Source organism: Bacillus sp. 5w2, from assembly GCF_054353775.1.
In genome coordinates this window covers 176,535-201,261 of record NZ_JBTIWT010000003.1, presented here as the reverse complement: position 1 = coordinate 201,261, position 24,727 = coordinate 176,535, and the positions used below count along the sequence as shown (strand labels likewise).

At 37.3% G+C, this 24,727-nt stretch carries 23 protein-coding genes; 22 read left to right on the top strand and 1 reads right to left on the bottom strand.

All coding sequences use genetic code 11. The annotated features are described in order from the left end of the window. Positions 1–23 precede the first annotated feature (23 nt). The 17 genes from ACXY7N_RS08375 (at position 24) to spoVM (ending at position 18,016) form a co-directional block, all read left to right on the top strand. Positions 24–2,747, top strand: a complete 2,724-nt coding sequence (locus ACXY7N_RS08375) for a calcium-translocating P-type ATPase, SERCA-type (protein ID WP_016086581.1) — start codon at positions 24–26, stop codon at positions 2,745–2,747. Between the two features lie 99 nt (positions 2,748–2,846). Further along, on the top strand, positions 2,847–3,722 hold the full coding sequence (locus ACXY7N_RS08370; RefSeq protein ID WP_016086582.1) for a YicC/YloC family endoribonuclease: 876 nt from the start codon (positions 2,847–2,849) through the stop codon (positions 3,720–3,722). Between the two features lie 67 nt (positions 3,723–3,789). Further along, the gene (gene remA / locus ACXY7N_RS08365; RefSeq protein WP_001251456.1) at positions 3,790–4,053 is read left to right on the top strand and encodes an extracellular matrix/biofilm regulator RemA; all 264 of its coding nucleotides are present in this window, start codon (positions 3,790–3,792) and stop codon (positions 4,051–4,053) included. A 13-nt stretch (positions 4,054–4,066) separates the two neighbouring features. Continuing rightward, positions 4,067–4,684 carry a guanylate kinase gene (gmk, locus tag ACXY7N_RS08360; protein WP_001257740.1) on the top strand — a complete coding sequence of 206 codons (618 nt, stop codon included), beginning with the start codon at positions 4,067–4,069 and terminating at the stop codon, positions 4,682–4,684. 2 nt (positions 4,685–4,686) lie between these two features. Further along, the gene (gene rpoZ, locus ACXY7N_RS08355) at positions 4,687–4,899 is read left to right on the top strand and encodes a DNA-directed RNA polymerase subunit omega (RefSeq protein ID WP_000933964.1); all 213 of its coding nucleotides are present in this window, start codon (positions 4,687–4,689) and stop codon (positions 4,897–4,899) included. Positions 4,900–5,071: 172 nt separating this feature from the next. Beyond that, the gene (gene coaBC / locus ACXY7N_RS08350) at positions 5,072–6,277 is read left to right on the top strand and encodes a bifunctional phosphopantothenoylcysteine decarboxylase/phosphopantothenate--cysteine ligase CoaBC (RefSeq protein ID WP_016086583.1); all 1,206 of its coding nucleotides are present in this window, start codon (positions 5,072–5,074) and stop codon (positions 6,275–6,277) included. Further along, complete coding sequence (priA, locus tag ACXY7N_RS08345; RefSeq protein WP_016135250.1) at positions 6,274–8,679, top strand: primosomal protein N'; 2,406 nt, start codon at positions 6,274–6,276, stop codon at positions 8,677–8,679. Before coaBC ends, priA begins: the two co-directional genes overlap by 4 nt. An 11-nt stretch (positions 8,680–8,690) precedes the next feature. After that, positions 8,691–9,161 (top strand): peptide deformylase, encoded by a 471-nt coding sequence (gene def / locus ACXY7N_RS08340; RefSeq protein ID WP_000279468.1) that lies wholly within the window; start codon positions 8,691–8,693, stop codon positions 9,159–9,161. 23 nt (positions 9,162–9,184) lie between these two features. Next, positions 9,185–10,129: a methionyl-tRNA formyltransferase gene (fmt, locus tag ACXY7N_RS08335; RefSeq protein ID WP_016086585.1), complete on the top strand. Its 945-nt coding sequence runs from the start codon at positions 9,185–9,187 to the stop codon at positions 10,127–10,129. Further along, on the top strand, positions 10,126–11,460 hold the full coding sequence (gene rsmB / locus ACXY7N_RS08330; protein ID WP_016086586.1) for a 16S rRNA (cytosine(967)-C(5))-methyltransferase RsmB: 1,335 nt from the start codon (positions 10,126–10,128) through the stop codon (positions 11,458–11,460). The genes fmt and rsmB overlap by 4 nt, the downstream gene beginning before the upstream one ends. A gap of 4 nt (positions 11,461–11,464) precedes the next feature. Next, the gene (rlmN, locus tag ACXY7N_RS08325) at positions 11,465–12,553 is read left to right on the top strand and encodes a dual-specificity RNA methyltransferase RlmN (protein ID WP_016086587.1); all 1,089 of its coding nucleotides are present in this window, start codon (positions 11,465–11,467) and stop codon (positions 12,551–12,553) included. A 4-nt stretch (positions 12,554–12,557) separates the two neighbouring features. Continuing rightward, entirely contained in the window at positions 12,558–13,310 is a 753-nt protein-coding gene (locus tag ACXY7N_RS08320) for a Stp1/IreP family PP2C-type Ser/Thr phosphatase (RefSeq protein ID WP_016086588.1), read from the top strand. 8 nt (positions 13,311–13,318) lie between these two features. After that, a complete protein-coding gene (prkC, locus tag ACXY7N_RS08315) occupies positions 13,319–15,292 on the top strand; it encodes a serine/threonine protein kinase PrkC (RefSeq protein WP_016086589.1) in 1,974 nt (657 codons plus the stop codon). A 268-nt stretch (positions 15,293–15,560) separates the two neighbouring features. Next, entirely contained in the window at positions 15,561–16,442 is an 882-nt protein-coding gene (rsgA, locus tag ACXY7N_RS08310) for a ribosome small subunit-dependent GTPase A (RefSeq protein ID WP_016086590.1), read from the top strand. A gap of 2 nt (positions 16,443–16,444) precedes the next feature. Next, positions 16,445–17,089 carry a ribulose-phosphate 3-epimerase gene (rpe, locus tag ACXY7N_RS08305; RefSeq protein WP_016086591.1) on the top strand — a complete coding sequence of 215 codons (645 nt, stop codon included), beginning with the start codon at positions 16,445–16,447 and terminating at the stop codon, positions 17,087–17,089. A 99-nt stretch (positions 17,090–17,188) separates the two neighbouring features. After that, positions 17,189–17,869, top strand: a complete 681-nt coding sequence (locus ACXY7N_RS08300; protein WP_016086592.1) for a thiamine diphosphokinase — start codon at positions 17,189–17,191, stop codon at positions 17,867–17,869. Between the two features lie 66 nt (positions 17,870–17,935). Beyond that, complete coding sequence (spoVM, locus tag ACXY7N_RS08295; protein WP_001213599.1) at positions 17,936–18,016, top strand: stage V sporulation protein SpoVM; 81 nt, start codon at positions 17,936–17,938, stop codon at positions 18,014–18,016. 73 nt (positions 18,017–18,089) lie between these two features. Here the strand turns inward: spoVM and rpmB are convergent, their stop codons facing one another. Beyond that, on the bottom strand, positions 18,090–18,278 hold the full coding sequence (gene rpmB / locus ACXY7N_RS08290; RefSeq protein ID WP_000124776.1) for a 50S ribosomal protein L28: 189 nt from the start codon (positions 18,276–18,278) through the stop codon (positions 18,090–18,092). A 375-nt stretch (positions 18,279–18,653) separates the two neighbouring features. On the opposite strand from rpmB, the gene ACXY7N_RS08285 reads away from it, so the two are divergent. The 5 genes from ACXY7N_RS08285 (at position 18,654) to plsX (ending at position 24,726) form a co-directional block, all read left to right on the top strand. Beyond that, a complete protein-coding gene (locus ACXY7N_RS08285; RefSeq protein ID WP_000021109.1) occupies positions 18,654–19,016 on the top strand; it encodes an Asp23/Gls24 family envelope stress response protein in 363 nt (120 codons plus the stop codon). A gap of 22 nt (positions 19,017–19,038) precedes the next feature. Continuing rightward, positions 19,039–20,715 (top strand): DAK2 domain-containing protein, encoded by a 1,677-nt coding sequence (locus tag ACXY7N_RS08280; RefSeq protein ID WP_016086593.1) that lies wholly within the window; start codon positions 19,039–19,041, stop codon positions 20,713–20,715. Between the two features lie 290 nt (positions 20,716–21,005). After that, a complete protein-coding gene (gene recG / locus ACXY7N_RS08275) occupies positions 21,006–23,054 on the top strand; it encodes an ATP-dependent DNA helicase RecG (protein WP_016086594.1) in 2,049 nt (682 codons plus the stop codon). Between the two features lie 89 nt (positions 23,055–23,143). Then, positions 23,144–23,737, top strand: coding sequence for a transcription factor FapR (gene fapR, locus ACXY7N_RS08270; RefSeq protein ID WP_000747352.1), 594 nt, complete (start codon positions 23,144–23,146; stop codon positions 23,735–23,737). Then, positions 23,734–24,726 (top strand): phosphate acyltransferase PlsX, encoded by a 993-nt coding sequence (gene plsX / locus ACXY7N_RS08265; RefSeq protein WP_016086595.1) that lies wholly within the window; start codon positions 23,734–23,736, stop codon positions 24,724–24,726. Before fapR ends, plsX begins: the two co-directional genes overlap by 4 nt. The last annotated feature ends 1 nt before the right edge of the window (position 24,727 follow it).

Below are 24,727 nucleotides of genomic sequence, written 5' to 3'. Positions count from 1 at the left end.
GGAATCAGGAGGTCGATAGCGGGATGAACTGGTATGGAATGCGCGCACATGAAGTGGAAGAAAGAACGAATACGAATGTGAAGGTTGGACTTACAGAGAAGGAAGCAGAAGGGCGGATAAAAAAATTTGGTACAAATGAATTAGATGAAGCAAAAAGGCCTTCTGCACTGATGGTATTTTTGGCGCAATTTAAAGATTTTATGGTACTTGTTTTGTTTGGTGCAACAATAGTTTCGGCTTTTTTAGGTGAATACATTGATTCTATTGCGATTGTTGCAATTGTTATTATCAATGGTATTCTTGGCTTTTTTCAAGAAAGAAAGGCTGAAAAGTCATTGGAAGCTTTAAAAGAGCTAGCCGCCCCGCAAGTTACTGTACTGCGGAATGGAAAGTGGGTAAAGGCACCGTCTAAAGCACTCGTTTTAGGTGATGTTATTAAATTTTCTAGTGGCGATCGTATTGGGGCGGATGTACGTCTTGTTGAGGCATCGAGTTTATATATCGAAGAATCAGCATTGACAGGAGAGTCAGTACCGGTGCAGAAGAAGGTAGAAGCTTTGCAGGGGCAAGATGTTTCAATTGGTGATCAAAAAAATATGGCTTTTATGGGTACGATGATTACACGAGGAGCTGGCACAGGAGTCGTTGTAGCAACTGGTATGAATACAGCGATGGGTCAAATTGCAAATATGTTACAAAATGCAGAGCAAATGGAAACACCACTGCAAAGAAGATTAGAGCAACTCGGAAAAATATTAATTATTGTGGCTCTTATTTTGACAGCGCTTGTCGTATTAGCGGGTGTGTATCAAGGGAATGAAGTATATCATATGTTTTTAGCAGGCGTGTCTCTAGCTGTTGCTGCTATTCCTGAAGGATTACCAGCAATTGTTACAGTAGCTTTATCGCTTGGTGTACAGCGTATGATTAAAAAGAGAGCAATTGTAAGGAAGTTACCAGCTGTAGAAACGTTAGGATGTGCGTCCGTTATATGCTCTGATAAAACAGGAACAATGACGCAAAACAAAATGATGGTAACGCATATGTGGTCAGGTGGAGAGTTATGGAAAGTGACGGGTCAAGGATATGAACCTAATGGCTCTTTTTTGAAAGGTGAAAAAGAATTTGATCCAGCTAAAACAAAAGCACTTTATCAACTACTCACATTTGGCTCACTATGTAATAACGCAAATATTATTCAAAAGAAAAAGGCGTATGTATTAGATGGAGATCCAACTGAGGGAGCACTTGTAGCTGCAGCAATGAAAGCGGGAATAACGCGTGAGGCACTGAAAGGGAAATTTGAAATTATTCGTGAATTTCCATTTGATTCAACTCGAAAAATGATGAGTGTTATTGTGCGAGATAGAGAGGGGAAAAAGTTTCTTGTTACGAAGGGAGCACCAGATGTCCTCCTACAAATGAGTCAAACGATTTTATGGGGGGATAAGCAACAACCGTTAAGTGAGTTGTATAGAAAAGAAGTACAGGCGGCTATTCATAGCTTAGGTAGTCAAGCGCTTCGAACAATTGCAGTTGCATTTAAGCCATTAAAAGTAACAGATTCTATTGAACATGAACGAGACGTTGAAAAAGATTTTATGTTGGTCGGGATACAGGGAATGATTGATCCGCCAAGACCAGAGGTGGAACAGGCTGTAAAAGAGTGCAGAGAAGCTGGTATTCGAACAGTGATGATTACGGGAGATCATAAAGTGACAGCAATGGCAATTGCGGAACAATTAGGCGTTTTACCACCTGGTGGACGTGTTGTTGAAGGAGTAGAACTCGCAAGTATGGATGTAGAGGAACTAGAAAGTGTTGTAGAAGATACGTATGTATTTGCTCGCGTATCACCTGAACATAAATTAAAAATTGTTAAGGCGTTGCAAAATAAAGGGCATATAGTGGCGATGACAGGTGATGGGGTAAACGATGCTCCCGCTATAAAAACAGCGGATATTGGGATAGCGATGGGAATTACAGGGACAGATGTTGCGAAAGAAGCTTCTTCTCTTGTTTTGCTAGATGATAATTTTGCTACGATTAAATCAGCAATTAAAGAAGGTAGAAATATATACGAGAATATACGTAAGTTTATTCGTTACTTATTAGCATCGAACGTAGGAGAAATTTTAGTCATGTTATTTGCAATGTTACTTGCATTACCGCTGCCGATGGTTCCCATCCAAATTTTATGGGTGAACTTAGTTACTGACGGTTTACCGGCGATGGCATTAGGATTGGATAAGGCGGAAGGAGACGTGATGAAGAGAACGCCGCGTCATCCGAAAGAAGGGGTATTTGCTAGAGGGCTTGCCTGGAAAATTATAAGCCGTGGCTTTCTAATCGGAGCAGTGACGTTAGTGGCGTTTATTATTGCATATAATCAACATCCAAATGAACTGAAATATGCACAAACTGTGGCGTTTGCGACGTTGGTACTTGCACAACTTATTCATGTATTTGATTGCCGAAGTGAACATTCTATCTTCCATCGTAATCCGTTTGGGAACGTGTATTTAGTGGGAGCGGTTATCATTTCTTTACTGTTAATGTTAGTGGTTATATATTACCCACCGCTACAACCGATCTTTAGTACAATGCCAATACAAGCGAGAGATTGGTTGTTAATTGGAGGTTTGTCATCAATTCCGACCTTCTTACTAGTAGGTTCTTTATTAACAGGGAAAAAGGGGAAGAAGGAAAAGCCAGTATTATATAAGAAGGGATTAAACTTGAAATAGTCAATGATATGAAAATATGATATAATTTACAGAAGGTAGTAGAGCCTTGTCTCTATTACCTTTTTCATTGAGTTATTTCATGGCTTGGATGTGATAAAAATGATTTGTAGTATGACAGGATTTGGAAGGTCGAAAGTAGAAAATGATACTTTTCAAATTACAGTAGAAATGAAATCGGTGAACCACCGTTTTCTAGAGATGAGTATTCGACTTCCGAAGCAAATGATGGTATTTGAAGACAAAATTCGTAAAATAATCGCACAGCAAGTTCGACGTGGACGCATAGAAGTGTCTATTAGTATAACGGGTGAAGGGCTTGTTGAAAGAAAATTAAGTGTGAATTGGTCGCTTCTTGAGCAGTACCAATCGATTATGGAAGATATAAAAGGAAAATTTCAATTACAAGATTCTATTACACTCGCGCAATTAATGGCAATGCCAGAAGTAACAGCGATTGAAGAAGCAGAAAATGTAAATGAACAATTTGAGAACAGTTTATATGAGGCTGTTCGCCAAGCTGCTCATATGTTAAAAACGATGAGAGATGGCGAAGGAGAACGATTACATAAAGATATAGCGTATCGTTTACAAGAGATTCACAATTGTGTAAATGCAGTTATTCCGCATGCACCGATTGTTACACAAAAATATCGTGAACGATTAGAAAATCGCTTAAAAGAATTACATAATCAAGATCTAGATGAACAAAGATTGTTAACAGAAGTCGCAATCTTTGCAGAGCGTTGTGATATTCACGAAGAGTTAGTTCGTTTGCAAAGTCATTTAGAGCAATTTTGTGAAACACTGCAGATTGAAGAGCCTGTTGGAAGGAAAATGGATTTCATCGTGCAAGAGATGCATAGAGAAATTAATACGATTGGTTCTAAGGCAAATGACTTAACAATTTCAAAATATGTTGTAGAAATGAAAAATAACCTTGAAAAAATTCGTGAACAAGTACAAAATATTGAGTAGCTTTCAAAAAATATATAAAGTTATACGTGGTGGAGAAATCGGATAGACTTACTAGGAGGCGCAAACTATGGCCATGCGGTTTTTAAATATTGGATACGGAAATATTGTATCTGCTCATCGAATTATTGCTATTGTAAGTCCGGAGTCAGCTCCTATTAAACGAACAGTACAGGAAGCACGCGAACATAATGCTTTGCTTGATGCTACGTATGGGAGAAAAACAAGGGCGGTTATTGTTATGGATGATGGGCATGTTGTATTAAGTCCAATTCAGCCAGAGACGATTGCACATCGTTTGAATAATAAAGAAGATTTAAGTGAGGAAGGGTAGGTTTTACATATTTATGAGAAGTAGAAGAGGATTGCTCATCGTTCTTTCAGGACCTTCTGGGGTTGGTAAAGGAACGGTTCGAAAAGAGCTGTTTAGTCATGAGGATACACGTTTTCAGTACTCCATTTCAGTAACGACACGTAAGCCGCGTGAAGGTGAAGTGGATGGTGTGGATTATTTCTTTAAAGAGAGAGAAGAATTTGAGGAAATGATTCGTAATGAAAAATTACTTGAGTGGGCTGAGTTCGTAGGTAATTATTACGGAACACCGATTGACTATGTTGAAAAAACATTACAAGAAGGAAAAGATGTATTCTTAGAAATTGAAGTGCAAGGAGCAATTCAAGTTAAGAAAGCTTTCCCAGAAGGTGTATTTATTTTCTTAGCACCTCCAAGTTTATCTGAACTAAAGAACCGTATTGTCGGCCGTGGTACAGAAACTGAAGATGTTATTGAAAATCGTTTAACGGTAGCGAAAGAAGAAATCGAAATGATGGACGCTTACGACTATGTTGTAGAAAACGATCAAGTTGAATTAGCTTGTGAAAGAATTAAAGCAATTGTGGTTGGTGAACATTGCCGCCGCGAAAGAGTAGCAAAATACTATAAAGAAATGACGGAGGGTCTATAATTATGTTAAATCCATCAATTGATTCATTATTAACAAAAATCGATTCTAAATACACACTTGTAACAGTAGCTGCAAAACGTGCGCGTGAAATGCAACTTGCTGATAACTGTGTTATCGAGCAACCTGTTTCTCATAAATGTGTGGGTAAATCATTAGAAGAAATCGATGCAGAAGTATTAAAATATGTACCAAGCGAAGACAAGATCATCGATTAAGACATTCTTTTCGACAAATTAAAACATAGACTTTATAATTTTCTATGTAACGGTAACAACCTATTTACAAGTAGGTTGTTATTTTTTTACGATAGGGAAGAGATATTGGTACTGACGAGCTGGGAATTCTGTTTCAGTATTATAAGTTTGAAAAAGAAAGAGGACGAGCCATATGCTAAAAGGAAAAAAGATACTTCTATGTGTAACAGGAGGCATTGCGGTCTTTAAAGCGGCTGCGTTAACTAGTAAATTGACACAAACTGGTGCAATTGTAAAAGTAATGATGAGTGAGTCGGCAATGAAGTTTGTTACGCCTCTTACATTTCAAGCACTTTCTCGCCATGATGTATATACAGATACATTCGATGAGAAAGACTCAGCTGTTATTGCACATATCGATTTAGCAGATTGGGCAGATGTAGTACTTGTTGCACCTGCTACTGCCAATTGTATTGGGAAGTTAGCTAGCGGTATTGCAGACGATATGATTACAACTACTTTGTTAGCGACTACAGCCCCAGTGTGGATTGCACCTGCTATGAATGTGCATATGTATGAAAACAAAATTGTTCAAAAAAATATGATGACGTTAAAAACGTTAGGATATACATTTATTGAGCCTGGAGAAGGTTTTTTAGCGTGTGGTTATGTAGCGAAGGGAAGACTAGAAGAACCTGAAGCAATTATTGCACGGTTAGAAGAGGCTTTTTCAGAGCAAAAACCATTACAAGGAAAAAAAATATTAATAACTGCTGGCCCAACTCGTGAAAAGATTGATCCAGTGCGTTTTATGACCAATTTTTCTTCTGGGAAAATGGGATATGCAATTGCGGAAGTGGCAGCGAACTTAGGTGCTGATGTCATACTTGTTTCGGGACCGACAGTATTAAACCCACCATTACATGTAAATACGGTACAAGTGGAATCTGCACAAGATATGTTAGAAATAGTTCTGCAACATTATCAAAACGTAGATGTTGTCATTAAAACAGCGGCAGTTGCAGATTACCGTCCGAAATATGTTCATGATAATAAAATGAAAAAGAAAAATGGTGATGCTGTAATCGAACTCGAGAGAACAGTAGATATTTTAAAAACGTTAGGTGAGATGAAGGACAAACAGTTACTTATCGGTTTTGCGGCTGAAACGACAAACATAGAGGAATACGCAACGAAAAAATTACGTGAGAAAAATGCGAATATGATTGTTGCGAACGATGTAAAGGCGCAAGGAGCTGGATTTGGTACAGATACGAACATTGTAACAATGTATAGGAAAGATGGAGAAGTTATAGAGTTGCCACTTTTAACGAAGAAAGAGGTTGCTCGTGAAATATTAAAGCAAATTGAAATGATGTTAGAAGATGATCGTCTATGATATTTGCAAGTGTAATTGTTGATGTACCTGCACGTCAGACAGATCGACCATTTGATTATATTATCCCTAAAAAATGGGAAGATATTGTCCAGACGGGCATGCGTGTAGTAGTTCCGTTTGGCCCAAGGAAATTGCAAGGTTTTATTATTGGGATCAAAGATTCGGTTGAAGTAGAAAGTAAGAAGTTAAAGACAATCCATGAAATATTAGATGTAACACCGGTTTTAAACGAGGAATTATTAAAGCTTGGATATTGGCTTACAAGTGAAACGTTATGTTATATGATTTCAGCTTTTCAAGTCATGCTTCCAACGGCGATAAAAGCAACGTATAAAAAGCGTCTACAAATTCGTAAACAAGAAGATGTAGCACCTGAACTACTGTTTTTATTTCAAGACAAAGAAGCGATAGATTGGGAAGCAATTGAGACGCAGCCACACCTATACCGCACGATTCAACAAGAAATTAAAAATGGCACGATTGAAGTTGTTTATCAGGTAAAAGATAAAGTACAAAAGAAGAAACAAAGAGTCGTTCAACCGGAATTGTCAGAAGATAAATTAGAATTAGCAGCATTTGAACTGAAAAGTAAAAAACAACAAGATGTACTCTATTATTTTGTGGAAAATTATAAAAGTGTGCCGTTGAAAGTGATAACAGAAGAGTTGCAAATAACAGATGCTCCGATTAAAGCACTTGTTAAAAAGGGGCTAATCTCAGAAAAGTATGTGGAAGTATATCGGAATCCATATGACGATGATGATTTTGAACAAACGAAACCATTCCCACTTACGGAGGAACAAAAGCAAGTTATTGCACCGATTTTATCATCAATTACAAATGAAACTTACAATCCATTTTTACTATATGGTGTTACAGGAAGCGGAAAAACAGAAGTATATTTACAATCTATAGCAGCGGTGCTCGAGAAAGGAAAAGAAGCTATTGTGCTTGTTCCTGAAATTGCACTAACGCCTCAGATGGTAGATCGTTTTAAAGGTAGATTTGGCTCGCAAGTTGCGGTTCTTCATAGTGCGCTGTCTGTTGGAGAAAAATATGATGAATGGCGTAAGATTTTAAGAAAAGAAGTGAAAGTTGTAGTTGGTGCACGTTCAGCTGTATTTGCTCCTTTTGAAAATTTAGGGATTATTATTATTGATGAGGAGCATGAATCGAGCTATAAGCAAGAAGATAATCCGAGGTATCATGCAAGGGATGTAGCTGTGTGGAGAGGACAATATCATAAATGTCCTATCGTTCTTGGTAGTGCAACACCGACACTTGAATCGTTTGCAAGAGCGAAAAAAGGTGTGTATGAATTACTAACGATGGAAAAGCGTATGAACGAACAAGCCTTACCGACAGTAGAGATTGTTGATATGCGTGAGGAACTTCGTGACGGGAATCGTTCCATGTTTTCGAAAGCGCTGCATGAAAAAATAGCAGATCGATTAGAAAAGAAAGAACAAATGGTGCTCTTTTTAAATAGAAGAGGTCATTCTACATTTGTTATGTGCCGTGATTGCGGGTATGTTGTACAATGTCCGCATTGTGATATCTCGCTGACATATCATAAAATGAACCATCGTTTAAAATGTCATTATTGCAGTTACGAAGAGAATATGCCGAATGCATGTCCTGCGTGTCAAAGTACATATATTCGTTTCTTTGGTACAGGTACACAAAAGGTAGAAGAAGAAATTACAAAATTATTTCCAGAGGCACGAGTCATTCGAATGGATGTAGATACGACAAGTCGCAAAGGAATGCATGAAAAATTATTAAAGGCGTTCGGGGAAGAAAAAGCAGATATATTACTTGGAACACAAATGATTGCGAAAGGATTAGATTTTCCTAAAGTAACGCTTGTCGGGGTTTTAACTGCAGATACGATGCTTCACTTACCTGATTTTCGAGCGAGTGAAAAGACCTATCAGTTATTGACGCAAGTAAGTGGACGAGCAGGCAGACATGAATTACCAGGGGAAGTTATAATTCAAACCTATACGCCAGAACATTACAGTATAGAGTTAGCAAAGAACCAACAATATGATGTGTTTTTTGACCAAGAAATGCAAATGAGACGAACAAGACAATATCCACCTTATTACTATGTTGTACTTGTAACAGTATCTCATCCGGAATTATTAAAGGCCGTGCAAGTGACGGAAAAAATTGCCATGTATTTACGGTCGCACTGCACAGAGCAAACGATGGTGTTAGGACCGGTTGCTTCAGCAATTCCAAGGATAAAAGATAGATATCGTTATCAATGCATGATAAAATACAAACGGGAACCAAACTTAAAGAACGTGCTCAAAATGGTAAATGAACATTATCAAGCAGAAATGCAAAAAGAGCTACAAATCTCAATTGATTTTAATCCAACAATGTTAATGTAGCGGAGGGAAATATGGCAGTTTTAGAAATAGTAAAGCATCCAAATGAAGTGTTAGAAACACCATGTGAAAGAGTAATTAACTTTGATAAAAAGTTAGTGAAATTGTTGAAAGATATGCATGAAACAATGTTAATTGCGGACGGAGTCGGTTTAGCTGCGCCTCAAGTAGGTGTAAGCTTGCAAGTTGCGGTAGTTGATATCGGTGATGATACGGGGAAAATCGAGTTAATCAATCCATCGATACTAGAAAAACGTGGTGAACAAGTAGGTCCCGAAGGTTGTCTAAGCTTCCCGGGACTTTATGGTGAAGTAGAACGTGCGGATTATATTAAAGTACGTGCGCAAAATCGCCGAGGTAAAGTATTTTTACTAGAAGCAGAAGGATTTTTAGCACGTGCAATTCAACATGAAATCGATCATTTACACGGTGTGTTATTTACATCGAAAGTGACAAGATATTATGAGGAAAACGAATTAGAATAGGTATTAAAAGGAGCGGTTTTTAAATGATAAAAGTAGTATTTATGGGAACACCGGACTTTTCAGTGCCGGTGCTTCGTCGTCTTATCGAGGATGGATATGACGTAGTGGGTGTTGTAACACAACCTGATCGTCCGGTAGGTAGAAAAAAGGTTTTAACGCCTACTCCAGTTAAAGTTGAAGCGGAGAAACATGGTATTCCGGTGCTACAGCCACTGAAAATTCGTGAAAAAGACGAATATGAAAAAGTATTAGCACTAAAGGCGGATTTAATTGTAACAGCTGCGTTTGGTCAGATTGTACCAAACGAAATTTTAGAAGCACCAAAGTACGGATGTATTAATGTCCATGCATCATTACTTCCAGAGCTTCGCGGTGGTGCACCGATTCATTATGCGATCATGGAAGGAAAAGCGAAAACAGGCATTACAATTATGTATATGGTAGAAAAATTAGATGCTGGTGATATCTTAACGCAAGTAGAAGTGGAAATTGACGAGCGTGAAACGACGGGCTTGTTATTCGATAAGTTAAGTGAAGCAGGAGCACATCTTCTATCTAAAACAGTACCTTTATTAATTCAAGGTAAGCTAGAACCAATTAAACAAAATGAAGATGAAGTAACGTTCGCATATAATATAAAACGTGAGCAAGAGAAAATTGATTGGACAAAAACAGGTGAAGAAGTATACAATCACATTCGCGGATTGAATCCATGGCCAGTTGCTTATACAACTTTAGCAGGACAAGTTGTTAAAGTATGGTGGGGAGAAAAAGTACCTGTAACGAAATCAGCTGAAGCGGGTACAATAGTAGCTCTTGAAGAAGATGGATTTGTTGTTGCAACAGGGAATGAGACAGGTGTTAAAATCACTGAATTGCAACCTTCTGGTAAAAAACGTATGAGTTGTTCGCAATTTTTACGTGGCACAAAACCTGAAATTGGAACGAAGTTAGGAGAAAATGCATGAGACCAAATGTTCGTGAGTTAGCTCTTGATGGCTTAATCCAAGTAGAAAAAAGTGGTGCATACAGTAACTTACTTTTAAATAATCTAATTGAAAAAAATGCAATTGATAGAAAAGATATTGGTTTGTTAACTGAAATTGTATATGGAACGATTCAACGTCGTGACACATTAGATTATTATTTACAGCCTTTTTTAAAAAAGAAGGTTGAGGCGTGGGTAAGAGTATTACTTCGCTTATCTTTATATCAAATGATTTATTTAGACCGAGTGCCCGAAAGAGCGGCTATTCATGAAGCAGTTGAAATTGCAAAGCGTCGCGGGCATAAAGGGATTGCTGGTATGGTGAACGGTGTATTACGTTCGATTCAGAGAGAAGGGGTACCTTCTGTAGATGAAATCAAGGATCCAGTAGAACGTTTGGCAATTGCAACAAGTCATCCAGTTTGGCTTGTTCAAGACTGGGCTTCTGAATATGGTTTAGAGACAGCAGAGAAAATGTGTGAAGTGAACATGTTACCCCCAGTACCAACAGCGCGTGTAAATGTTGATAAAATAACAGTAGAAGAAGCAATTGAGTTGTTGGCTAGTGAAGGTATAGAAGCGAAGCGCGGCGATTTATCAGAGGATGCAATTCAAATTGAAAGAGGGAATGTAGCGCATACAGATGCGTTCAAAAAAGGGTTTCTTTCTATTCAAGATGAAAGTTCTATGCTTGTAGCACGCGTTTTAGAACCGAATGAGGGAGATGTAGTTCTTGATAGTTGTGCTGCTCCGGGCGGAAAAACAACGCACATTGCAGAGCGATTAAAAGGAACTGGTCAAGTCATGTCTCTGGATTTACATGCACACAAAGTACGTTTAATTAAACAACAAGCAGAGCGACTTGGTCTAGAGAATGTCGAAACAAAAGCACTAGATGCTAGAAAAGCACAAGAACAATTTGCGAATGAAACGTTCGATAAAATATTAGTAGATGCACCATGTTCTGGATTTGGTGTAATTAGACGTAAACCTGATATTAAGTTAGGTAAAGATAAAGGCGATAGTGAAAGATTATCGACGATTCAACTTGCAATACTAGAAAAAATAGCACCATTGTTAAAACAAGGTGGTCGCCTTGTTTATAGTACGTGCACAATTGAAAAAATAGAAAATGAACAAGTAATAAAGCAATTTTTAAAAGAGCATCCTGAATTTGAATGGGATACTACGATAAAAGATCGCATGCCAGAAAAGTTAAATCCGTATATTGATGAAGGTCAAGTACGAATTTTACCGCATTATTTTGCAACAGATGGCTTTTATATTGCTTGTTTAAGGAAGAAGGTGTAGCATCGTGGAAACGACTGTGAGAAAACAAAAGAAAAATCTAGAAACGAAAAAACCATCAATTTATTCTTTACAACTTCATGAAATGCAAGATTGGTTAAAGGAACAAGGAGAACCAAAATTCCGTGCAGGACAAATCTTTGATTGGCTATATAAAAAACGTGTAAAAAATTATGAGGATATGTCGAATCTTTCTAAAGGATTACGCGATAAATTGTCGAATTCCTTTGATATTACTACTTTAAATACATTGGTAAAACAAACATCTTCTGATGGAACTATTAAATTCTTATTCCAATTATATGATGGTTATTCTATTGAAACAGTGTTAATGCGACATGAATATGGAAATTCTATTTGTGTAACAACACAGGTTGGATGCCGTATTGGTTGTACGTTCTGTGCATCTACACTTGGTGGGTTAAAACGAAACTTAGAGGCTGGAGAGATTGTAGCGCAAGTAGTAGAAGTGCAACGTGCACTTGATGAAACAGAAGAACGTGTAAGTTCGCTTGTTGTTATGGGAATTGGAGAGCCGTTTGATAATTACGACAACTTAATGTCATTCTTACGCATTGTAAACCATGAAAAAGGAATTCATATTGGTGCAAGACATATGACAGTTTCAACAAGTGGAATTGTTCCAAAAATTTACAAGTTCGCTGAAGAAGATATGCAAATTAATTTTGCGATTTCATTGCATTCTGCAAATACAGAGTTACGTTCAAAATTAATGCCGATTAACCGTGCTTATAAGCTACCAGACTTAATGGAAGCTGTTAAATACTATGTAAATAGAACAGGGCGTCGTATTACGTTTGAATATGGCTTATTTGGAGGGGAAAATGACCAAGTTGAGCAAGCTGAAGAACTTGCTGCGCTTTTAAAAGGTGTAAAATGTCATGTAAACTTAATTCCGGTAAACTACGTACCTGAACGTGATTATGTACGTACGCCACGTGAACAAATTTTCTTATTTGAAAAAACGTTAAAAGATCGTGGAGTGAATGTAACGATTCGCCGTGAACAAGGTCATGATATTGATGCAGCCTGCGGTCAGTTGCGTGCGAAGGAGCGTAAAGAAGAGACGAGGTGACGAGATGAAAGCCGTGTTTCTATCGGATAAAGGAAAAGTTCGTCAACATAATGAAGATAGTGCAGGAGTTTTTCACAATTTAGATGGAAATATTTTAGCGGTAGTAGCAGATGGAATGGGAGGTCATCGAGCTGGTGATGTAGCTAGCTCGATGACCATTCAATTATTCCATGATTATTGGAAGCAAACGCATAATATGAATGAACCAAAAAAAGTAGAAGAGTGGTTACATACGAGTGTTGGGATTATTAATGAGCGTATATATGAGTACTCTAAGCAACATGTAGAATGTAATGGTATGGGAACAACACTTATAATAGCGATTTGTACGCCAAACTTTGTGACAATAGGTCATATAGGAGATAGTCGTTGTTATATGGTATCAGAGGGAGAAATCTCGCTTGTAACGGAAGATCACTCACTTGTAAATGAACTTGTGAGACATGGTGAAATTTCAAAAGAAGACGCAGAATATCACCCGAAAAAGAATGTTTTGTTAAGAGCATTAGGAACAGAAGAAAAAGTCGGATTAGATGTTAAAACATTGGTGCTTGAGGAAGATGATCAGTTACTCCTTTGCTCTGATGGATTATCTAACAAAGTTTCTATTGTGGATATGCAACAAATTTTACAGTTAAATGAACAGCTTGAAACTAAGGGACAATGTCTCATTCAATTGGCGAATGATCGTGGCGGAGAAGATAATATCACCCTTGTTCTTATTGATTATGCGGGTTCGACAAACGAAAGTAGGTGAAGTGCAACGTGCTGATTGGAAAACGCTTAAATGACCGTTATAAGCTGCTGAAAATGATTGGTGGCGGTGGAATGGCCAATGTGTATTTAGCTCATGATGATATACTGGGCCGGGATGTAGCGGTAAAAATATTAAGACTCGACTACTCAAATAACGAAGAGTTTATTAAACGTTTCCATCGAGAAGCGCAGTCTGTTACAACGTTGTCGCATCCAAATATTGTGAATATGTATGATGTCGGAGAAGAAGATGGTATATATTATCTTGTAATGGAGTACGTACCAGGACAAACATTGAAGCAATACATAATTGAGCGAGGAATGTTACCTATAGGAGAAGCTCTTGATATTATGGAGCAATTAACATCCGCCATGGCACACGCCCATCATTTTGAAATTGTGCACCGTGATATTAAACCGCACAATATTTTAATTCGAGCTGATGGAGTAATAAAAGTAACAGATTTTGGAATTGCGACAGCTACAAGTGCAACAACAATTACACATACAAATTCGGTACTTGGTTCGGTACATTACTTATCACCAGAACAAGCGCGTGGCGGGATAGCAAATAAACAATCAGATATTTATTCCCTGGGGATCGTTATGTTTGAGTTGTTAACAGGAAGACAACCGTTTTCTGGCGAATCTGCTGTTGCTATAGCTTTAAAACATTTACAAAGTGAAATTCCGTCTCCAAAAAGATGGAATGAAAATATTCCGCAAAGTGTCGAAAATATTATATTAAAGGCAACTGCGAAAGATCCGTTTCATAGATATCAATCTGCCAATGCGATGAAACGAGATATTGAAACTGCGCTATATCCAGAGAGGATAAATGAGCAGCCATTTTACATACCGGAAGATATGGAAGCGACAAAAGCGATTCCCATTATTCAACAAGAACAATTATTCGAAAATGTAACTGATGAAACGATTGTTTTAAAAGTAAGTAAAATGGATGAACAGGTAAGAAAAGAAGAAACGGAATTAAATAAGAAGAAAAAACGAAGTAATAAATGGCTCAAAGTTTTAATTACGACATTTTTACTTTTAGCGATTGGAATAACGTTAGCGCTTACTGTTATTCCGGGATTCTTCATTCCAAAAGATGTAAAAGTCCCTGATGTGGCTGGTATGAAATATACGACAGCAGTAAATACACTAGTTGAAAAAGGTTTTGAGATTACGGAACCTAATATTGTATATACAGACGATGTTGAAGCCGGTGATGTGATAAAAACAGATCCTGTGGCAGGAAGAGTCGTGAAAGAAAACTCTAAAATTACTATCTATCAATCAGGTGGAAAAAAGAAAAATAAGATGAGTGATCTCACAGGAAAAGATTTTGAGAGTATAAGGAATGAATTAGAAGAAAAATATAAACAAGTTACAATAAATTATATTGAAAATGATAGGCCAAAAGGTGAAATCGTAGAGCAAATTCCAACGCCTGATCAAATGGTAGTAGAGGCGGAACAAGAACTGAAAATTTGGGTAAGTAAAGGTCCTTATCAAATTAGACCAGGTGATTTTTCGGGATGGACTGAAAATAGCGTAAATGGTTATTTGAATGAGAGAAAACTAACTCCAGATATAAAACGAGAGTATTCCGATACTGTTGATAAAGGACTTGTAATTTCGCAATCTCCAAAACCAGGAACGCCGTTAAAAGAAGGAGATAAAGTGACGATTATCATCTCAGAAGGTCTTAAGCCGAAAGTAACGAAAACAGTGAAAGTGGATAATATTTCTATTCCGTATGAGTCTTCTATAATAGGTGAGAAAAAACCGCAAACAATAGAAATTTATAAAGAAGATATGCAACAAAAAATGGATAGACCAATTGAAACTAGAACAATTTCAGAGTCGGCAACTATTTCATTAGAATTTGTAATTCAAGAAGGTACAAAAGGACACTATAAAATTGTACGAGATGGTGTAACGATTATCGACAAAGAAGTACCATACCCAACTCAATAATAATGAATTCCATTTTCTTTCTAGAGAGGATGGAATGTATTACTCTTGCCTGTTATGCTTTCTACATATAGTGGACTGTATAACAGGCAAAAATATATGATTCAAAAAGCTATAAAAGTGATACTGTTATAAATAATATTTTACATTTGATGGTAGATTAAATATATTAACTTGTATATATGACAGGTTTTGAAATAAGTATTTAAAGAATTTTAATCCATTCAATATTAATTACAGCCTCACTTTATACAAAATAAAGGAGAATTATATGCCAGAAGGAAAAATTGTAAAAGCTCTAAGTGGGTTTTATTATGTGCAGCATGAAGAAGGGATTACACAATGTCGCGGGCGTGGTGTGTTCAGAAAAAATAAAATTACACCACTGGTAGGAGACCAAGTTGTTTTTCAAGCAGATAATCCAAGCGAAGGATACGTGCTTGAAGTATTTGATCGAAAAAATGAACTTGTTAGGCCTCCTATTGCTAATGTTGATCAAGCAATTCTCGTTTTCTCTGCAGTAGAACCGGATTTTAATCCGGGACTGTTAGATCGATTTTTAGTGCTGATTGAATATCATAACATTAAGCCGATTATTTGCATTAGTAAGATGGATTTAGTGGATGAAAAAATGAGAGATGCTGTTGAATCTTATGCGAATGACTATCGTGAGATGGGATATGATGTATTATTTACATCTATAAATACCTCGGAAAGTATTGATATTTTAAAACCATTCTTAGAAGGCTGTGTTTCTGTTGTTGCAGGGCAATCTGGTGTTGGAAAATCTTCTATGCTTAACGTTTTACGTCCAGATTTAGAACTGAAAACGAATGATATTTCCTCACATTTAGGACGCGGGAAACATACGACAAGACACGTGGAATTAATTGCGGTTGGAAGCGGACTAGTTGCAGATACACCTGGTTTTAGTTCACTTGATTTCATAGATATAGAGGTAGAAGATCTTACATATTGTTTTCCAGAGTTGAAAGAAGCGAGCCAATACTGTAAATTTAGAGGGTGTACACATCTTTCTGAACCGAAATGTGCTGTAAAGGCTGCGGTTGAAGAAGGGAAAATTACAGAATATCGTTATAAGAATTATAAACAATTCGTAGAAGAAATTAGAGAGAGAAAGCCGAGGTATTAGTTATGATTAAAATTGCACCATCGATCTTATCAGCAGATTTTTCAAAATTAGGGGAAGAGATTAAAGATGTAGAAAAAGGCGGAGCGGATTACATTCACGTCGATGTAATGGATGGACATTTCGTACCAAATATTACGATTGGACCATTAATTGTAGAGGCTATCCGTCCGATTACATCGTTACCATTAGATGTACATTTAATGATTGAAAATCCAGATAACTATATCCCGACTTTCGCAAAAGCGGGAGCGGATATTATTACTGTTCATGTAGAGGCGTGCCCTCATCTGCATCGTACAATTCAGTTAATTAAATCTCATGGCATTAAAGCGGGAGTTGTGTTAAATCCGCATACGCCAGTTTCAACGATTGAGCATGTATTAGAAGATATAGATATGGTATTACTTATGACAGTAAACCCTGGATTTGGTGGACAGAAATTTATCCATTCTGTATTACCGAAAATTAAACAAGTTGCAGAAATGGTTAAAGAGCGCAATCTAGAAGTGGAAATTGAAGTTGATGGTGGTGTAAACGCTGAAACAGCAAGACTTTGTGTTGAATCAGGAGCAAATGTACTTGTAGCTGGATCAGCAGTATACAATCAAAAAGACCGCGGTGAAGCAATTCGTGTCATTCGTGGATAATGAATGAACGAGTCTTTATCCCAGTGAATCTTCTAGTGTAGTAAGTGTTCACTATTTACAAAGGATAGAGAAAAAATATGTAAAAAGGCAATCTACCGAATGGCAGATTGCCTTTTTACAATAGAAGGGGAAGGAAACATGATTATTCATATTTTAGCGGGCGGACCTGCGGAATATTGTGCAGATTTTTCTCGATATGAAAATGAGAAAGTAGTGTGGGCGGCAGTTGATAGAGGAGTATATCGTTTATTAAAAGGAGGAATTACTCCAGCTGTTGCGTTTGGGGATTACGATTCGGTCACGGAAGAGGAATTAGTATGGATGGACCAGCAAACAAATGACTTACATATTGTTCCTCGTGAAAAAGATCAAACAGATTTAGAAATTGCGATTAACTGGGCGTTAGAACAAAATCCGACATTGATTCGTATTTTTGGTGCCACCGGTGGAAGGCTGGATCATGGTTTAGCAAATATACAGATGCTTTTAAGAGGGTTAGAAGTAGAGATAGAAATGTGTATTGTAGACAATAAAAATGAAATAAGCGTGAAAAAAGTGGGTACACATATAATTGAAGACAATAAAAATTTCCCTTATGTATCTTTTGTGCCAGTTACTGAAATAGTGGAAGGGATTACATTACTTGGTTTTAAATATCCTCTAACTAATAAAACAATAGAATGGGGATCAACACTTTGTATTAGTAATGAACTCGTTGAGGAAAAAGGTACTTTTTCATTTACTTCTGGCATATTAATGGTGATAAGAAGCACTGATTAAAGAAACAATTTTGCTCCTTACATCATATAGTGAACAAGTGGAGTAATGGGGATTAGGAGGGAAACCATGAGATTTTATACAATTAAGTTACCTAAATTTCTTGGTGGAATTGTTCGTGCCATGTTAAATACCTTCAAAAAAGATTAAAAAAAGCACCTATTACCGGTGCTTTTTCCATTGTCATAGTAAAAAAAGAGCCTAGCGGCTCTTTTTTTTATTATTAAACACGTTCGATTTTGCCAGATTTTAATGCTCTAGCAGAAACGTAAACACGTTGAACTTTTCCGTCGATGCGTACGCGAACTTTTTGAAGGTTAGCGCCCCATTTACGTTTTGTAGCGTTCATTGCGTGAGAACGAGAGTTACCAGAACGAGCTTTTCTTCCAGTGATAGCACAAACACGAGCCATTTATATTTCCCTCCCTTGATACCTTACCATACGTAATTTTTCAATGTTAGTCTTTTTTGCGATGCTAAAAACACTACTATAATTTAACACAACTAAAAAGAGAATGCAACACCGTAGAAAAAAGAAATCAAGAAAAATTACTTGACACCATATGTCGATGATGAAAAGTTGAAATCAAGAAAAATTACTTGACATATTATAGTGGTACATGTTGTATAATAACAATGGACTATTTTGCTCATCATAAAAAATGTGATTTAAAACATAAAATATGAGAGTGAAAAGAAAGAACGATGGAATTTTCTTTAAAAAGATTATATGATAGTAACTAAAGTAGTCTAGCTCACTTTCACCATTTATGAAGGGGGAAACGAGATGTCAATTGAAATTAAAACGAAGTATGGTCAAATTGATATTAGTACAGATGTAATTGCAACAATTGCTGGAGGTGCCGCAGTAGATTGCTACGGTATCGTAGGTATGGCATCAAAAAATCAATTAAAAGATGGTTTAACAGACATTTTACGAAAAGAAAATTTCACTAGAGGTGTTATTGTTCGTAAAGATGAAGATGAAGTACATATTGATATGTATATTATTGTGAGCTATGGTACGAAAATTTCAGAAGTAGCACATAACGTGCAGACGAAAGTGAAATATACATTAGATCAAACTGTAGGACTAGCAGTAGATTCTGTAAACATCTACGTACAAGGAGTTAAAGTAATAAACTTGTAATGTGCATTAAGGAGGAAAATCTGTGTCAATTCAAAAAATTGATGGGAAACGTTTATCACAAATGATCATGCAAGGAGCGAATAATTTAACAAATAATGTTCAGCTTGTTGATGCATTAAACGTATTTCCAGTTCCAGATGGCGATACCGGTACAAACATGAACTTATCGATGACTTCAGGCGCACGTGAAGTGAAAGAAAACCCTTCACAGCACGCTGGTAAAGTCGGTGTAAGTTTAGCCAAAGGATTATTAATGGGAGCTCGTGGTAACTCTGGTGTTATTTTATCTCAGTTATTCCGTGGTTTCTCTAAATCCATTGAACAAAAAGAAGAATTAACAACAGTTGATTTTGCTGCAGCTTTAGATGCTGGGGTAGAAGCGGCTTACAAAGCGGTTATGAAACCGATTGAAGGAACGATTTTAACGGTTGCAAGAGAAACGGGTAAATATGCAGTGACAGTTGCGAAAAAACAGCGCGACTTTGTTTTGTTTATGGAAGATGTTGTGAAAGAAGCGAATGCATCGTTAAATCGTACGCCAGATTTATTACCTGTATTAAAACAAGTTGGCGTTGTAGATAGCGGTGGTAAAGGTCTTGTTGTTGTATATGAAGGATTTTTAGCTGACTTAAAAGGAGAAACGATTTCTTCTAATGTATCTGCCCAACCATCTATGAATGACATGGTACGCGCAGAACATCACCGTAGTGTACAAAGCCAATTGAGTACAGAAGATATAAAGTATGGATATTGTACGGAATTCATGGTGAAATTAGAGCCTGAAAAAATGAAGGAACATAATTTCTCTGAACAAAAATTCCGTGAAGATATTAGTGTATACGGAGATTCACTACTTGTTGTATCAGATGATGAGGTTGTTAAGGTTCATATTCATGCGGAACATCCTGGAGATCCTATGAATTATGGACAACGCTATGGTAGTTTAATTAAGATTAAAGTAGAAAATATGCGTGAACAGCATACAGCTTTATTAGATGAGCCTGCTATGATGCCTGAGCCGACTAGCCAGTCTAAAGAGAAACAACCGTATGGTATCGTAACTGTAGCTATGGGATCTGGTATCAAAACTTTATTTGAGAGCATTGGCGCGACGAAAGTAATCGAAGGTGGCCAAACGATGAATCCAAGTACGGAGGATATTGTGAAGGCGATTGAAGAAGCGAACGCTGAAAAAATCATTATTTTACCGAACAACGGAAATATCGTGATGGCAGCAGAACAAGCAGCGTCAGTTGTTGATCAAGAAGTGATTGTTATTCGTTCAAAAACAGTTCCTCAAGGTATGGCTGCAATGTTAGCATTTAATCCAGTTGGAACGTTAGAAGAGAATGAAGAAAACATGAAAGAAGCTTTATCTCATGTGAAAACCGGTCAAATTACGTATGCTGTACGTGATACGGAAATTGATGGTGTAGCAATTCAAAAAGATGATTTCATGTGTATTGCAGATGGAAAAATCGTATCAACAAATGCTGCAAAAGTAGGAGCTGCGAAGCAATTACTAGAAGCACTTATTGATGAAGATTCTGAAATTGTAACGATTCTACAAGGTGAAGATGCAACTGACGAAGAAGTAGCTGAGTTAGTTGAATTTGTAGAAGAGAATTTTGAAGATGCAGAAGTAGAAGTACATGCTGGAAACCAACCGGTGTATTCGTTCATCTTCTCTGTAGAATAAGCAAAAATTCATTTTGAAGATAAATGGATTACTTACTTGCTAATGGATAAGAAGTAATAATATGAAGTTTATTACTAGTTTTTATTCAAAAGGCTAGCATATTGAAGATAAAAAAGAGCCTTGCTGCTAATAGTGAGGCTCTTTTCTTTCGTGTTGCTTATGAGGGATTTGAGTAGTTTCTCTTAGAATGCCTATGATAGAATATATAGGGTGAAAGAGAGCGATTACAGATGTCCATCATGTTAATGGATAATGAATCAAAGAAAATAATGTGACGGAGCGTGAGAATCTTGAATGAAGTTGTACAAGTTCCTGTTACGGATGTAAAGGGAATCGGAGGAGAAACATCTGAATTACTACACGAGATGGGAATTTATACAGTTTCTCATCTATTAGAACATTTTCCGTACCGTTATGAAGATTATGCGATGAAAGATCTTGCTGAAGTAAAGCATGATGAACGTGTAACAGTTGAGGGGAAAGTTCATAGTGCTCCTTTGCTGCAATATTATGGGAAGAAGAAGTCTCGTCTTACGGTTCGTGTCCTCGTCGGTCGTTATTTAATTACAGCTGTATGTTTTAATAGGCCGTACTATAAGCAGAAGTTAAGTTTGGATGAAACGGTAACGATTACTGGTAAATGGGATCAGCACCGTCAAACGATTGCGGTATCAGAGCTTCATTTTGGACCGGTTGTACGTCAACAAGAAGTAGAGCCTGTATACTCAGTAAAAGGGAAACTTACAGTAAAACAGATGCGCCGTTTTATTGCACAAGCGTTAAAGGAGTATGGAGATTCTATAGTCGAAGTGTTACCAGATGGATTGCTAAGTCGATATAAATTATTGCCGCGTTATGAAGCGCTTCGGGCATTGCATTTTCCAGCAGGGCAGGAAGATTTAAAACAAGCACGTCGCCGTTTTGTATATGAGGAGTTTTTCTTATTTCAGCTGAAAATGCAAACGTTACGAAAAATGGAGAGGGAAAATTCGAAAGGGACGAAAAAAGAAATTCCTTTAGCAGAATTGCAAGAGTTTATCGATGCACTTCCGTTTCCGTTAACTGGCGCGCAACGCCGGGTTGTAGATGAAATTATGAAAGATATGACATCTCCATATCGGATGAATCGTCTGTTGCAAGGTGATGTAGGTTCTGGGAAAACAGTCGTTGCAGCGATTGGCCTTTATGCAGCGAAATTAGCACATTATCAAGGTGCTTTAATGGTTCCTACAGAAATTTTAGCAGAACAACATTATCAATCGCTCGCAGAGACGTTCTCGCACTTTGGTATGCAGGTTGAATTGTTAACAAGTTCTGTTAAAGGTGTAAGACGTCGAGAGATTTTGGCGAAATTAGAACAAGGGGAAATAGATATCCTTGTCGGAACACATGCTTTAATTCAAGATGAAGTTATCTTTCATAGGTTAGGTCTCGTTATTACTGATGAACAACATCGATTTGGTGTAGCGCAGCGACGAGTTTTAAGGGAGAAAGGTGAAAGTCCAGACGTATTATTTATGACGGCGACCCCAATTCCACGTACGTTAGCAATTACTGCATTTGGAGAGATGGATGTCTCTATAATCGATGAGATGCCAGCTGGTAGAAAGGTAATTGAAACATACTGGGCAAAACATGATATGTTAGACCGGGTTCTCGGTTTTGTGGAGAAGGAGATAAAAAAAGGAAGACAAGCATATGTAATTTGTCCCCTTATTGAAGAATCTGAGAAACTTGATGTACAAAATGCTATCGACTTACATAGTATGCTGACTCATCATTATCAAGGGAAATGCCAAGTCGGATTAATGCATGGAAGACTATCATCTCAAGAAAAAGAAGAGATAATGGGACAATTTAGTGAAAATAAAGTGCAAATTCTTGTGTCGACAACAGTTGTTGAAGTAGGTGTGAACGTACCGAATGCGACTGTAATGGTTATTTATGACGCGGAGCGTTTCGGTTTATCACAGCTCCATCAGCTTAGGGGGCGTGTTGGACGTGGTAGTGAACAATCATATTGTTTATTAATCGCGGATCCGAAATCGGAAACAGGAAAAGAGCGAATGCGTATTATGACCGAAACGAATGATGGATTTGTATTGTCAGAAAAAGATTTAGAGTTAAGAGGTCCTGGAGATTTCTTTGGAAGTAAGCAAAGTGGTTTACCAGAATTCAAGGTTGCTGATATGGTACATGATTATCGAGCGTTAGAAACAGCGAGACAAGACGCGGCGTTACTAGTAGATTCAGAAGCGTTTTGGCATAATGATCAGTATGCTGCGCTACGTACGTATCTTGACGGGACAGGTGTGTTCCAGGGAGAGAAGCTCGATTAAAGAGAGGCAACAAAAGTTTTTGTTGCATTCTACTTTTAATGATTATATACTACTGTTAGTACCTAGTCATAAAAAACGGATGGTGCGGTATGAAAAAAAGAAGAAGTAAAAAAGAAAGACAAGAATTATTACAACAAACAATAGAAACGAATCCTTTTATTACGGATGAAGATTTAGCAGAAAAATTTCAAGTGAGTATACAAACCGTACGTCTTGATCGTATGGAATTATCTATTCCTGAATTAAGAGAAAGAATTAAACATGTAGCTACAAAGCAACATGAAGAAGATGTGAAATCTTTACCGTTAGAAGAGGTTGTCGGCGAAATTATCGATATAGAATTAGATAGACATGCGATTTCTATCTTTGAAGTGAAGGTAGAACACGTATTTAAAAGAAATCAAATTGCCCGTGGGCATCATTTGTTTGCACAAGCAAACTCACTAGCTGTTGCGGTTATTGATGAAGAATTAGCTTTAACTGCAAAGTCTACCATTCGATACATTCGTCCTGTAAAATTAGGGGAGCGTGTTGTTGCAAAAGCGCGCGTTGAAGATGTAGAGAATGATAAAGGACGGACCGTTGTCAAAGTGCGTAGCTTTGTTGGAGAAGAACTTGTTTTTACAGGCACTTTTGAAATGTATCGATCTAGTAATTATAGTGAGGAAGGTAACAACTTATGAAAATCGCAATAGATGCAATGGGCGGCGATCATGCTCCGAAGGCTGTCGTATTAGGAGCAATGAAAGCTATTAAAGAATATTCTGATTTACATATTACGTTAGTAGGGAAAGAAGAGGAAATTCGTCAATACTTAACGAATGAAGAACGAATTACTATACTTCATACAGATGAAAAAATCGAATCGACAGATGAACCAGTAAGAGCGGTTCGTCGAAAAAAACAAGCTTCAATGGTACTCGCAGCGCAGCAAGTGAAAGACGGCGTTGCGGATGCTTGTATATCAGCTGGTAGTACAGGAGCTTTAATGGCGGCTGGATTGTTTATTGTAGGTCGTATGGAAGGAATTGAGCGACCGGCTTTATCCCCTACAATGCCAACTGTTGATGGAGAAGGTTTTGTTATGTTAGATGTTGGAGCGAACGTTGATGCAAAACCAATTCATTTATATCAATATGCAGTAATGGGATCTGTATACGCTGAGAAAGTAAGAGGAATTAAAAATCCTCGCGTTGGACTTTTAAATGTTGGAACAGAGGATGGTAAAGGAAACGAGCTTTCAAAACAAGTCTTTGCAATGCTTAAGGATGCCCCAATTCATTTCGTTGGGAACGTTGAATCAAGAGATTTATTGCAAGGTGTAGCAGATGTTGTTGTATGTGATGGTTTTACAGGGAATGTAGCGCTGAAATCATTAGAAGGAACAGCACTTGCATTATTCTCTATGTTAAAAGAGCAGTTAATGAGTTCGTTTACGAGCAAATTAGCAGCAGCGGTATTAAAGCCAAAACTTATGGTATTAAAAGATAAAATGGACTATTCGGAGTATGGGGGAGCGGCATTATTTGGATTGAAAGCTCCTGTCATTAAGGCTCACGGTTCTTCTAATGACCAATCAATATTTAGTGCGATTCGTCAAACGAGAGAAATGGTAGCGAAAGAAGTTATTCCTACTATTTCAAGCGTAATGGAGAAAGAGCCACTCCAATAAG

Excerpts from the sequence above, each read along its gene's own strand:
- ACXY7N_RS08375 (WP_016086581.1), top strand. The coding sequence starts at position 24 with ATGAACTGGTATGGAATGCGCGCACATGAAGTGGAAGAAAGAACGAAT.
- ACXY7N_RS08370 (WP_016086582.1), top strand. The coding sequence starts at position 2,847 with ATGATTTGTAGTATGACAGGATTTGGAAGGTCGAAAGTAGAAAATGAT.
- remA (WP_001251456.1), top strand. The coding sequence starts at position 3,790 with ATGGCCATGCGGTTTTTAAATATTGGATACGGAAATATTGTATCTGCT.
- gmk (WP_001257740.1), top strand. The coding sequence starts at position 4,067 with ATGAGAAGTAGAAGAGGATTGCTCATCGTTCTTTCAGGACCTTCTGGG.
- rpoZ (WP_000933964.1), top strand. The coding sequence starts at position 4,687 with ATGTTAAATCCATCAATTGATTCATTATTAACAAAAATCGATTCTAAA.
- coaBC (WP_016086583.1), top strand. The coding sequence starts at position 5,072 with ATGCTAAAAGGAAAAAAGATACTTCTATGTGTAACAGGAGGCATTGCG.
- priA (WP_016135250.1), top strand. The coding sequence starts at position 6,274 with ATGATATTTGCAAGTGTAATTGTTGATGTACCTGCACGTCAGACAGAT.
- def (WP_000279468.1), top strand. The coding sequence starts at position 8,691 with ATGGCAGTTTTAGAAATAGTAAAGCATCCAAATGAAGTGTTAGAAACA.
- fmt (WP_016086585.1), top strand. The coding sequence starts at position 9,185 with ATGATAAAAGTAGTATTTATGGGAACACCGGACTTTTCAGTGCCGGTG.
- rsmB (WP_016086586.1), top strand. The coding sequence starts at position 10,126 with ATGAGACCAAATGTTCGTGAGTTAGCTCTTGATGGCTTAATCCAAGTA.
- ACXY7N_RS08320 (WP_016086588.1), top strand. The coding sequence starts at position 12,558 with ATGAAAGCCGTGTTTCTATCGGATAAAGGAAAAGTTCGTCAACATAAT.
- rsgA (WP_016086590.1), top strand. The coding sequence starts at position 15,561 with ATGCCAGAAGGAAAAATTGTAAAAGCTCTAAGTGGGTTTTATTATGTG.
- rpe (WP_016086591.1), top strand. The coding sequence starts at position 16,445 with ATGATTAAAATTGCACCATCGATCTTATCAGCAGATTTTTCAAAATTA.
- ACXY7N_RS08300 (WP_016086592.1), top strand. The coding sequence starts at position 17,189 with ATGGCAGATTGCCTTTTTACAATAGAAGGGGAAGGAAACATGATTATT.
- spoVM (WP_001213599.1), top strand. The coding sequence starts at position 17,936 with ATGAGATTTTATACAATTAAGTTACCTAAATTTCTTGGTGGAATTGTT.
- rpmB (WP_000124776.1), bottom strand. The coding sequence starts at position 18,278 with ATGGCTCGTGTTTGTGCTATCACTGGAAGAAAAGCTCGTTCTGGTAAC.
- ACXY7N_RS08285 (WP_000021109.1), top strand. The coding sequence starts at position 18,654 with ATGTCAATTGAAATTAAAACGAAGTATGGTCAAATTGATATTAGTACA.
- fapR (WP_000747352.1), top strand. The coding sequence starts at position 23,144 with ATGAAAAAAAGAAGAAGTAAAAAAGAAAGACAAGAATTATTACAACAA.
- plsX (WP_016086595.1), top strand. The coding sequence starts at position 23,734 with ATGAAAATCGCAATAGATGCAATGGGCGGCGATCATGCTCCGAAGGCT.